The organism is Alcanivorax sp. HI0044, assembly GCF_001634945.1.
Genome location: NZ_LWEZ01001847.1, coordinates 1 through 9,821 on the forward strand (window position 1 = coordinate 1; position 9,821 = coordinate 9,821).

At 58.8% G+C, this 9,821-nt stretch carries 13 protein-coding genes; 3 read left to right on the plus strand and 10 right to left on the minus strand.

The genetic code is table 11. The annotated features are described in order from the left end of the window. On the minus strand, window positions 1–593 hold a 593-nt coding region (locus A3730_RS27535), incomplete at its 3' end, for a site-specific integrase (protein WP_156501409.1). Between the two features lie 186 nt (window positions 594–779). Between A3730_RS27535 and A3730_RS27540 the strand changes: the two genes are divergently transcribed. Next, a complete protein-coding gene (locus A3730_RS27540) occupies window positions 780–1,034 on the plus strand; it encodes a GlsB/YeaQ/YmgE family stress response membrane protein (RefSeq protein ID WP_063521103.1) in 255 nt (84 codons plus the stop codon). Between the two features lie 188 nt (window positions 1,035–1,222). Here the strand turns inward: A3730_RS27540 and rplS are convergent, their stop codons facing one another. The 5 genes from rplS to ffh all read right to left on the minus strand — a co-directional run bounded on the left by rplS (window position 1,223) and on the right by ffh (window position 4,906). Then, on the minus strand, window positions 1,223–1,579 hold the full coding sequence (gene rplS / locus A3730_RS27545) for a 50S ribosomal protein L19 (protein ID WP_007150853.1): 357 nt from the start codon (window positions 1,577–1,579) through the stop codon (window positions 1,223–1,225). A gap of 10 nt (window positions 1,580–1,589) precedes the next feature. After that, a complete protein-coding gene (trmD, locus tag A3730_RS27550; RefSeq protein ID WP_063539361.1) occupies window positions 1,590–2,387 on the minus strand; it encodes a tRNA (guanosine(37)-N1)-methyltransferase TrmD in 798 nt (265 codons plus the stop codon). Then, the gene (gene rimM / locus A3730_RS27555) at window positions 2,388–2,975 is read right to left on the minus strand and encodes a ribosome maturation factor RimM (protein WP_063520511.1); all 588 of its coding nucleotides are present in this window, start codon (window positions 2,973–2,975) and stop codon (window positions 2,388–2,390) included. After that, the gene (gene rpsP, locus A3730_RS27560; protein ID WP_063520512.1) at window positions 2,975–3,223 is read right to left on the minus strand and encodes a 30S ribosomal protein S16; all 249 of its coding nucleotides are present in this window, start codon (window positions 3,221–3,223) and stop codon (window positions 2,975–2,977) included. Before rpsP ends, rimM begins: the two co-directional genes overlap by 1 nt. A gap of 261 nt (window positions 3,224–3,484) precedes the next feature. Continuing rightward, entirely contained in the window at window positions 3,485–4,906 is a 1,422-nt protein-coding gene (gene ffh, locus A3730_RS27565; protein ID WP_063520513.1) for a signal recognition particle protein, read from the minus strand. A 229-nt stretch (window positions 4,907–5,135) separates the two neighbouring features. Between ffh and A3730_RS27570 the strand changes: the two genes are divergently transcribed. Both A3730_RS27570 and A3730_RS27575 read left to right on the plus strand, forming a co-directional pair. Then, complete coding sequence (locus tag A3730_RS27570; RefSeq protein WP_063539362.1) at window positions 5,136–5,936, plus strand: inner membrane protein YpjD; 801 nt, start codon at window positions 5,136–5,138, stop codon at window positions 5,934–5,936. 137 nt (window positions 5,937–6,073) lie between these two features. Further along, a complete protein-coding gene (locus tag A3730_RS27575) occupies window positions 6,074–7,330 on the plus strand; it encodes an HlyC/CorC family transporter (protein WP_063520151.1) in 1,257 nt (418 codons plus the stop codon). A 159-nt stretch (window positions 7,331–7,489) separates the two neighbouring features. Here the strand turns inward: A3730_RS27575 and rssA are convergent, their stop codons facing one another. The 4 genes from rssA to A3730_RS27595 are packed head-to-tail and all read right to left on the minus strand — an operon-like array spanning window position 7,490 to window position 9,778. Then, entirely contained in the window at window positions 7,490–8,419 is a 930-nt protein-coding gene (gene rssA, locus A3730_RS27580; RefSeq protein ID WP_063520152.1) for a patatin-like phospholipase RssA, read from the minus strand. Then, window positions 8,416–8,625, minus strand: coding sequence for a DUF1289 domain-containing protein (locus A3730_RS27585; RefSeq protein ID WP_082872274.1), 210 nt, complete (start codon window positions 8,623–8,625; stop codon window positions 8,416–8,418). The genes rssA and A3730_RS27585 overlap by 4 nt, the downstream gene beginning before the upstream one ends. Then, window positions 8,618–9,154 (minus strand): gamma carbonic anhydrase family protein, encoded by a 537-nt coding sequence (locus A3730_RS27590; protein ID WP_063520154.1) that lies wholly within the window; start codon window positions 9,152–9,154, stop codon window positions 8,618–8,620. Before A3730_RS27590 ends, A3730_RS27585 begins: the two co-directional genes overlap by 8 nt. A gap of 51 nt (window positions 9,155–9,205) precedes the next feature. Then, a complete protein-coding gene (locus A3730_RS27595; RefSeq protein ID WP_063520155.1) occupies window positions 9,206–9,778 on the minus strand; it encodes a CoA pyrophosphatase in 573 nt (190 codons plus the stop codon). Between the last annotated feature and the right edge of the window lie 43 nt (window positions 9,779–9,821).

A 9,821-nucleotide genomic window follows, 5' to 3' on the forward strand; every position in this document is an offset into this window, starting at 1 on the left:
AGCCAGTGCAGCGCCTCTTCCCCCAGCGGCACCAGCCGCTCCTTGTCGCCTTTGCCGATCACCCGGATCAGCCCCTGGCGCGGATTGATCTGGCTCTGGGTCAATGTCACCAGTTCCGTCACCCGCAGGCCCGTGGCATAAAGCACCTCCAGCATGGCCCGGTCACGCAGGCCCAGCGGCGTGGAAAAGTCCGGCGCCGCCAGCAAGGCCTCCACATCCGCTTCGCTCAGGGTCTTTGGCAACGGCCTGCCCAGTTTGGGTCGCTCGATCAGCAGTGCCGGGTCCTCCGCAATGCGCCCTTCCCGCTTGAGCCAGCGGTAAAAGCTTTTCACCGCCGACAGCTGTCGGGCAACGGAGCGTGCACTGAGGCCTTGCTGGTGCCGGGCGGCAAGGAATTCCAGCAACTGATAGCGCTCGCAGGCCAGCAAACTCGCCCGTTGATGCTGCAGCCAGACAGCCAGCTGGCTAATGTCCCGACGATAATTGGACAGACTGTGCTCACTCAGACCTTTCTCCAGCCACTGCTGGTCCAGCCAGCTGTCAATCAGCTGGCCATGTGCATCCGTCAGTTGCCTGCTATCCACAGTTCCCATTACGCCATCAGGCCTTATACAAAAAGAAAAAACAATGAGTTACCCAGAATGAACACCCACACATACCGGCACGCCTTTTACTAAATATTACGCACAAGCCCACGGGGATAGACGACAAACCACGCGATTTAGGGCAACAATGGAGACCAGCAAAATTTCAAGAAATCGTCACCAAGGAGAGGAATCGTGGGAATTTTATCCTGGATCGTATTCGGTTTGATCGCCGGCATCATCGCTAAATGGATTATGCCAGGGAAGGACCCGGGCGGCTTTATTGTCACCACCCTGATCGGTATTGCTGGCGCCGTAGTCGGCGGCTGGCTGGGCTCCCTGACCGGCCTGGGCGGCTCAGTGAGCGGGTTCAGCCTGGGCAGCTTTATCACCGCCATTGTCGGCGCGCTGGTGCTGCTGGCGCTGTACCGGATGGTGAAGAAGAACTAGCACGCCTGATGCCATGAGCGTCATGCATCCGGCATCCAGCGTCCGGCGCTCCAACAAAAAAAGCCGCTTCCCGAAAAGGAAGCGGCTTTTTTTGTTGGAGCAATCTACCGGGCCAGAGGTTGATTTCGCATGCCCTACAGCAAAGGCTAAACCAACATTCGCTCGCGGTAGAAGGAATCCGCAATCTACTACCGGATTTTTTCTTTGATCCGTGCGGACTTACCAGAGCGATCACGCAGGTAGTAAAGCTTGGCGCGGCTCACATCGCCACGACGGTTAACCTGGATGGAATCGATCAGCGGGCTATGCAGCTGAAATACACGCTCAACGCCCACACCGTGGGAGATTTTACGCACGGTAAACGCAGAGTTCAGGCCACGGTTACGACGGGCGATAACCACACCCTGGAACGCCTGCAGACGCTCACGGGTGCCTTCCTTTACTTTCACTTGCACGGTAACAGTGTCACCGGCGCCGAATTCCGGTACTTCGGTTTTCAGCTGGGCATTTTCAATGCCCTGGATAATAAGGTTCTTGCCACTCATGGCAGTGCTCCTAATCAGAGTTTTTTGCTGTATGCGACGACTGCTCGGCGATGTATTCGTCCAGCAGCTGTTGCTCTTCGTTGCTCAAGCCCCGCGCCCGGCGGGCCTCCAGCAGGTCCGGACGCTGTTTCCAGGTCCGTCCCAACGCCTGCTTAAGGCGCCAGCGGCGAATCAGCGCGTGATTGCCACTGAGCAGTACCGGTGGCACCGCCTGCTCGCCATACACCTCCGGGCGGGTGTAATGCGGGCAATCGAGCAGGTTTTCGAATTCACCCGAAAAAGAGTCCTGCTCGGCGGAATCCTGGTGACCCAGCACTCCGGGAATCAATCGGCTGACCGCATCGATCAGCACCAGCGCCGGCAATTCGCCGCCGCTTAGCACGTAGTCGCCGATGGATATCTGCTCATCCACCTCGGCATCGAGCAACCGCTCGTCTACGCCCTCGTAGCGCCCCGCCAGCAAAATCAGGCCGGGCTGCTCCGCCAACACCGCGGCCTTGGCCTGGGTCAGCGGCTGTCCTTGCGGGGACAGATAAACCACTTTCGCTGCCGGGTTGGCAGTGCGTGCAGCCTGCAGGGCTTTCGCCAGCGGCTCCACCTTCATCACCATGCCGGGGCCGCCACCAAAAGGGCGATCGTCCACAGTGCGGTGGCGGTCTTCAGTGAAGTCCCGAGGATTCACCGTTTCCACCTGCAGCTGGCCGTTTTCCACGGCCCGCCGGGTCACGCCGAAGTCAGTAATCGCCTGCGCCATCTCTGGAAACAGCGTTACCAGAGTGACGGCAAACGGAGGCTTCGTCGCCATCATTTAAAAGTCCGGGTCCCAATCTACTGTCATCTCACCGTCTGCAAGGCTGATGTCAGTAATCACGTCATCCGGGAGCCAGGGAATCAGGCGCTCACGCCGATCCAGGCTATTGCGGTCTCCGCGTACCACGACAACGTCGTTGGCACCGGTTTCCAACATGCGCGACACGCTGCCCAGGTCCATGCCATTCACATGTTTTACCCGCAGGCCAATCAGGTCACGCCAGTAGTACTCGCCCTGCCCGGATTGTGGCAGCAAATCAGCGGGTACGCCGATCTCCTGCCCCACCAGGGCCGCTGCCGCTTCCCGGTCGGTAATCCCTTCCAGTTGCGCAATCAGGCCTTTCCCCTGAGGGCGGAATCCGGTCACTTTCACCGGTTTCCACTCTCCACCTGAAGACTGACCACTTGAATGCGGGCCACCCTGTTTCAGGTGCCAGGGCTGGTACTGCTGGAGGTTGTCCATCGGATCGGTATGGGAATACACCTTTACCCACCCTTTGACGCCGTGCACCCCGAGGATGCGGCCGACCACCTCCAGCCTGGAGGACGCGCCCTCTTCAGAAGAGGATTGTCCTCGCTCTGCCATCAGGCTGCCTTACGGGCCTGCTTGGCGAGGGTCTTAACACGGTCAGACAGCTGTGCACCCTTGGCAACCCAGGCATCCAGGCTTTCCAGGTTCAGCTTGAGGGGGATTTCACCGCCACGGGCGATGGGGTTGTAGAAACCCAGCTGCTCGATAAAACGACCATCACGGGCGTTACGGCTATCAGCAACAACGATGCTATAGAACGGGCGCTTCTTGGAACCGCCGCGAGCGAGACGAATAATTACCATGGTTTACGTACCTTTTTATCAATCCGGTTTCCCGGCCCGGCCATCGAAAAGGACAGCCTGACCATCGTATCCGCTTGAAAGCCACCCGTGAAAAGCACGGAGAGGCCGCGAAGGGCGCGAATTATACAGGGAGATGCACCACGCAACAAGCTCCGCGCAACACGGTTTCACAGCCCCCCAAACGCAACGCGGACAGAGAGGTGGAGTCCCCACCCGCTCTGCCCGCGTTGTTTCATGAAGCGTGCAGCGTGATGCACTACCTCACATCGGCGGCATGCCGCCTGGGCCGCCCATGCCGCCCGGGGGCATGCCGCCACCCGGACCACCCTGGCCGCCGCCGCCCATCATGCCTTCCATGCCTCGCATCATGTTCTTCATGCCACCCTTGGTGCGCATCTTCTTCATCATCTTGGCCATCATCTTCTGCTGCTTGATGAGGCGGTTCAGGTCCTGAATCTCCAGACCTGCGCCAGCGACAATGCGCTTCTTGCGAGAGCCTTTAAGCAGATCCGGGTTACGGCGCTCTTTGGGGGTCATGGAATCAATCAGGGCCTCCATGTGCTTCATCTGTTTCATGGCAGCCGGATCCTGGGCCGCTTCCATCATCCCGCCCATGCCCGGCAGCTTGTCGAGCAGGCCGGCCATGCCGCCCATATTACGCATCTGCTGGAACTGGTCCTTGAGATCCTCGAAGTCCATCGCCTTGCCTTTCTTGAACTTCTTGGCGATTTTTTCGGCTTTCTTCTTGTCCAGCTTGCGCTCGGCCTCTTCCACCAGGGAAAGCACGTCGCCCATGCCGAGAATCCGGCTGGCGATACGATCCGGGTGGAATGGTTCCAGGGCGTCGGTCTTCTCGCCCATACCGATGAATTTGATCGGCTTGCCGGTGAGCTGACGCACAGACAGCGCCGCACCACCGCGGGAATCACCGTCGGCCTTGGTGAGGATCACACCGGTGAGCGGCAGCGCTTCATTAAAGGCCTGGGCGGTGTTGGCCGCATCCTGACCGGTCATGGCGTCCACCACGAACAGGGTTTCCACCGGGCTGATGGCCCCGTGCAGGCGTTTGATCTCGCTCATCATGTCTTCGTCGACATGCAGACGGCCCGCGGTATCGACGATCAGCACATCCATATAACGACGGCGGGCTTCTTCCAGCGCCGCACTGGCAATATCCACCGGGTCCTGGTCGCCGGTGGACGGGAAGAAGTTGGTCTCCACTTCCCCCGCCAGGGTTTTCAGCTGCTCGATAGCCGCCGGGCGGTAGACGTCAGCGGACACCACCATGACTTTCTTCTTCTCACGCTCCTGCAGGAAACGCGCAAGCTTGGCCACGGAGGTGGTTTTACCGGCACCCTGCAGGCCCGCCATCAGAATAATGGCCGGCGGCTTGGTGGCCAGATCCAGGGCGTCGTTGGCATCGCCCATGGTGTGAACCAGCTCGTCGTTGACGATCTTCACAAACGCCTGGCCCGGGTTCAGGCTCTGCAGCACTTCCTGCCCCAGGGCCTTTTCCTTTACCTGCTCGACAAACTCTTTCACCACCGGCAAGGCCACATCGGCCTCCAGCAGTGCCTTGCGCACTTCGCGCAGGGTGTCGCGGATATTGTCTTCGGTCAGGGAACCCTGACCTGCCAGGCTTTTAAGCGACGATCCCAACCGATCGGTGAGATTCTCGAACATGGGTCTACCTCCAAATGCACCATGTCTGCGGCCAGGCGTGCCTGCCGCAGTGACAGGGGCGCGATTATAGCCCTCCTTGGGCACCAACGTCATGGGCCCCGGCCGCAGTCTTCCCTTTCACGGCACAAAATGAGAATGATTGTTGATAGATAACTGGCGGCTATGCCAGACTTCAGCGGGCTTGGCCCGCCATTTTATGCTGGGCGCCTACTTCGGATAACAACGACTTATGAACTTTTCCGTGATCAACGGCTTCGCGGCGTTTGTTTTGTATCTCGCCGCCTGCCTGATCCTCTATCGGCAATTTCGCGGCCAGACAGTCCCGTCCCGGGCCAGCATTCTGATCCCCGGCACCCTGGCCGTTATCGCCCATGCCGCCAGCCTGTGGCAGGTGATGATCACCACCAGCGGACTGCAACTGGGGCTGTTCCCCGTCGCCTCCGCCGTGGCCATGACCGGGGCCGCCGTGGTCGTCGTGTCCAGCCTGTATCGCCCGTTCGAGTGGATTTCAGCGCTCGTCTATCCCTTTGCCGCGTGCACCATTCCCGCCATGCTGTGGGTCAGCACCGGTTACACCGCCCACCCGCTGGCCCACGGCCTGGGCGTACATGTCCTGTTTTCCATCGTTGCCTACGCCGTGCTAGCCCTGGCCGCCTGCCAGGCGATTCTGCTCTGGATTCAGGACCGTCAACTCAAGAGCGGCCATATCCGTGGCGTCATGCGACTTTTCCCACCGATTCAGGTCATGGAGTCCATGCTGTTCGAGGCAATCTGGCTGGGCGAAATCCTGTTGACCGTTGCCATCTTCAGCGGCTTTCTTTACGTGGATAATCTGTTTGCCCAGCATCTGATGCACAAAACCGTGCTGACCCTGGTGTCCTGGGTAGTATTCGCCGTTCTGCTCGGCGGCCGCTATCTGCGAGGCTGGCGGGGGCGCACCGCCATTCGCTTTACCCTCAGTGGTTTTGCGGTCTTGCTGGTGGCCTTCTTCGGCAGTCAGCTGGTGCTGGAATTCATCCTGAAACGCTGACACACAACACTCCTCACGCAACACGCTTTTGCGTGCCCGGCGTGGGGCCTGACGCATATAGCTTGCCTCTCTCCTTGACACCCCAACCCCCCGGCCCGAACAATAGCGGGCCGACTGGCGGATAAACGATATTTCCTTTGGATACCTACTCTGACGGGTGGCTGATTGGCGCCCTGATTATTCTGATTCTGGCCTCTGCGTTCTTCTCCAGCAGTGAAACCGGCATGGTGGCCATTAACCGCTACCGCCTTCGACATCTGGCCCGTCAGGGACAAAAAGCGGCCAGCCGGGTGGAAGCCCTGCTCAAACGCACGGACCGGCTGCTGTCCGTCATCCTCATTGGCAACAACTTCGTCAATAACTTTGCCGCCACCGTGGCCGCCATTCTGGCGATTCGCTGGCTGGGCGACAGCGGCGCCGCTGTGGCGCCGGTGGTGATCACCATCATCATGCTGGTTTTTGCGGAGATCACCCCGAAGACCTACGCCGCCATGCGCCCGGAGCGAGTCGCGTTCCCTGCCAGCGTGGTCCTCAAGCCTCTGCAGGTACTGCTGGCGCCGCTGGTGTGGATGGTCAACGGGGTCAGCAGCATGCTGCTCCGGCTAGCGGGCATTCGCCCCAACGAGCAGGACGAGGACCACCTGAGCCCGGAAGAGCTTCGTACTGTGGTCAATGAAGCCGGCGGGCTGATTCCCGAGAATCACCAGAAAATGTTGCTCAACATTCTCGACCTGGAAACCGTGACGGTGGAAGACATCATGGTCCCCCGTAACGAAATGGTGGGGATTGATCTGGATGACGACATGCACGACATCCTCACTACTCTACGCTCCAGCCAGCACACCCGGCTGCCGGTGTTCAATGGCGACCCGAACAACATGATCGGCTTGCTGCACCTGCGTAAACTAAGCCGCCTGCTGCTCAAGGACGAAATCAACAAAGCCGAGCTGATGCAATATACGGTGGAGCCTTACTTCGTACCGGAAGCCACCTCCCTGCATCAGCAGCTGATCAACTTCCAGAATGCCAAACGCCGCATCGGCATTGTCGTGGATGAGTATGGCGACGTGCAGGGCCTGGTCACCCTGGAAGATATTCTCGAAGAAATCGTTGGCGAGTTCACCACCGACCTGGCCGCCACCAGCCAGGACATCCATCCCCAGGAGGATGGCAGCTTCGTGATCGACGGCTCCTCCACCCTGCGCGACATCAACCGCGCCCTGCAATGGGAACTGCCCACCGATGGTCCCAAGACCCTTAACGGGCTGATCCTTGAATACCTGCAGGATATCCCCGACGCCAATATCTCGGTGAGAATCGATCAGTATCTGATCGAGATTTTGCAGGTGAAGGACAATATGGTGAAGGCAGTGAGAGCAAGGAAGGCGAGTTAAGTTGACAGTTGATAGTGGAAAGCTGACAGCTGCGCGATCAAAATTCCTGTTTTCTTAAAGCAATGAGGCCGCGCCCAACCTTTGGGCGCGGCCTCTTGCGTTTCAAGATAACCCCTACGGTTAACGCGCAGCTGTCAGCTTTCCACTATCAACTGCCCTTCAAACCCGATCCGCGATCGGCGACCCAACCCAGGCGAGAATATCGGCCTCGTAGCGCTTCACCAGCGCACGCCCTTCGGCGATGGCTTCCTTGGCACGGTGAAAATCCATCAGCGCGAAGTCTTCCAGCATTGGCACCAGCGTCACTTCAGGCGGATCGCCAGCCATACGCGAGCGGGTAATGCGGTCCTGCATGATATTGATGCTGGACGCCACCACATCGAAAAAACCCGGATCCTGACCGTCTCCTGAAGCAAAGTAATCCATCATTTTCTGCCAGATACTGCGCTCTTCAGCGGTGCCTTCCTCTCCCTCTGCCTGGCTGCGTGTGTCCCGGGACAGATGGGCGCCCACCAACTGGGCATTGAGATTCACCGCGATCACCACATCTGCGCCCATGGCGCGAGCGGCAGACACAGGAACCGGATTCACCAGGCCACCATCCAACATCCAGCGCCCCTGCATCTTCACTGGAGAAAACAGCCCCGGCAAGGCACAGGATGCCCGCGCGGCATCCAGCATCCGCCCTTTGGTTATCCAGACTTCGCGGCCACTTTTCATGTCTGTGGCCACGGTGACCAGCTTCTTGTCCAGGGTCTCGATTTCCGGGTTTTCATGGTGGTCCTGAAAAAAGCTGAACAGCTTTTCCCCTTTCACCATGCCGCCGGAAAAACTGATATCCAGCAAACCGAACACATCTTTCACCGTCAGGGATTCCACCCAGTCGGCAAAAGCGTTGAGCGTGCCAGTAACATAGGCGCCCCCCACCAGTGCGCCAATGGATGTCCCCGCCACCACCTGGGGCTGCACACCAATTTCTTCCAGCGCCTGGATTACCCCGATATGCGCCCAACCGCGGGCAGAACCACTGCCCAGCGCCAGCCCGACCACCGGCCGCACAGGCTCCTGATCACCAATCTGCGTTGTCATCGGTTTTTCTCCGCGCGCACCACGCAAGGAGCTGGCTCGCCGTTCATACGCTGATCAATACGGCGAAACACCTCTCGCTTTTCGTCATCCGAGAGCAGCCCCCAGATGGAGATTTCCCCGCCGGTACGGAAACAGCCCACACAGATATCATCTTCATCCAGTGCGCAGATCGACACACACGGCGACACCAGTTGCCTGTCAGTCATGGAAGCGTTCATCCACCTCCAGATGCTGGGCAAACTCTTTGGCATGGGCCACGTAGTGCATGCTGCCCATGGTCAACATGGCCTTGTGCCCTTCACCTATTTCCTTCACCACCTTGGCCGGAGACCCCATCACCAGGGAATTGTCCGGAATTTTCATTCCTTCCGGCACCAGCGAATTGGCGCCGATAATGCAGTTATTGCCGATAACGGCCTTGTTGAGCACCACCGCATTGATGCCGATAAGGCTGTTATCGCCCACCGTACAGCCATGCAGCATGACCTTGTGGCCCACGGTCACGTCCCGACCCAGCTTCATGGGTACGCCCGGATCCACGTGCAGCACCGCACCGTCCTGGATGTTGGTATTTTCACCGATTTCGATCACGTCGTTATCGGCCCGCAACACCGCGTTGAACCAGATACTGCTGTTGGCTTCCATGATCACCGAACCGATCACGGTGGCGTTGTCTGCGATCCAGTGACCACTACCACGCTGCTCCAGGCGGCGCTCACCAATTTTATAAATCATTCGACTCCCCTTTGTTTCCTCGTGCCAGGCAGAGGGTTAACAGGCAGAAAGTTACTTCACCTCGAACTCAATGCCCGCATCATAGACGTGGTTGATCAGATCCAGAATCATGAAGGCGGTCAGACCCCAAATGCGCTTATCTTCATAGTAATAGCTGGGGATACGGAACTGGCGCCCAAACACATCAATGGGGCTGGACAGCTCCGGAATCTCATCCAGAAAGAACTGCAAGGGCACCTGGAAGATGGTATCAATTTCACCCGGCTCGGCCTGCAGCTCCGCTTCCGGGCTGACAATGCCCACAAAAGGCGTCACTTTCATGCCATAACGGGAGGCCAGCGGAGACAACTGCCCCAGCACATCCACATAATCCGGCGACAACCCCACCTCTTCCTGGCTTTCACGCAGGGCCGTCATCAGCAGATTCTTGTCGCCCGGGTCCCGCTTTCCACCGGGGAAAGCCACCTCACCAGCGTGGGTCGGCATGGAATTGGAGCGAACCGTCAGGATAACCCGAGGCTCCGACACATCAACCAACGGCATCAGAACGGCAGCCTCGGGCAACGCCAGGGGCAATTCTGTGCGTCTGTAATCCGGCAAACGCTGCCTGAGCTGCTCAAGCACACCCTTCTCCAATCCTCAAATTCAAACGGTAGTTTGAACAGCC

Excerpts from the sequence above, each read along its gene's own strand:
- trmD (WP_063539361.1), bottom strand. The coding sequence starts at position 2,387 with ATGATGGCGACGAAGCCTCCGTTTGCCGTCACTCTGGTAACGCTGTTT.
- rpsP (WP_063520512.1), bottom strand. The coding sequence starts at position 3,223 with ATGGTAATTATTCGTCTCGCTCGCGGCGGTTCCAAGAAGCGCCCGTTC.
- A3730_RS27570 (WP_063539362.1), top strand. The coding sequence starts at position 5,136 with ATGAACTTTTCCGTGATCAACGGCTTCGCGGCGTTTGTTTTGTATCTC.
- rplS (WP_007150853.1), bottom strand. The coding sequence starts at position 1,579 with ATGAGTGGCAAGAACCTTATTATCCAGGGCATTGAAAATGCCCAGCTG.
- A3730_RS27585 (WP_082872274.1), bottom strand. The coding sequence starts at position 8,625 with ATGACTGACAGGCAACTGGTGTCGCCGTGTGTGTCGATCTGCGCACTG.
- rimM (WP_063520511.1), bottom strand. The coding sequence starts at position 2,975 with ATGGCAGAGCGAGGACAATCCTCTTCTGAAGAGGGCGCGTCCTCCAGG.
- ffh (WP_063520513.1), bottom strand. The coding sequence starts at position 4,906 with ATGTTCGAGAATCTCACCGATCGGTTGGGATCGTCGCTTAAAAGCCTG.
- A3730_RS27590 (WP_063520154.1), bottom strand. The coding sequence starts at position 9,154 with ATGATTTATAAAATTGGTGAGCGCCGCCTGGAGCAGCGTGGTAGTGGT.
- rssA (WP_063520152.1), bottom strand. The coding sequence starts at position 8,419 with ATGACAACGCAGATTGGTGATCAGGAGCCTGTGCGGCCGGTGGTCGGG.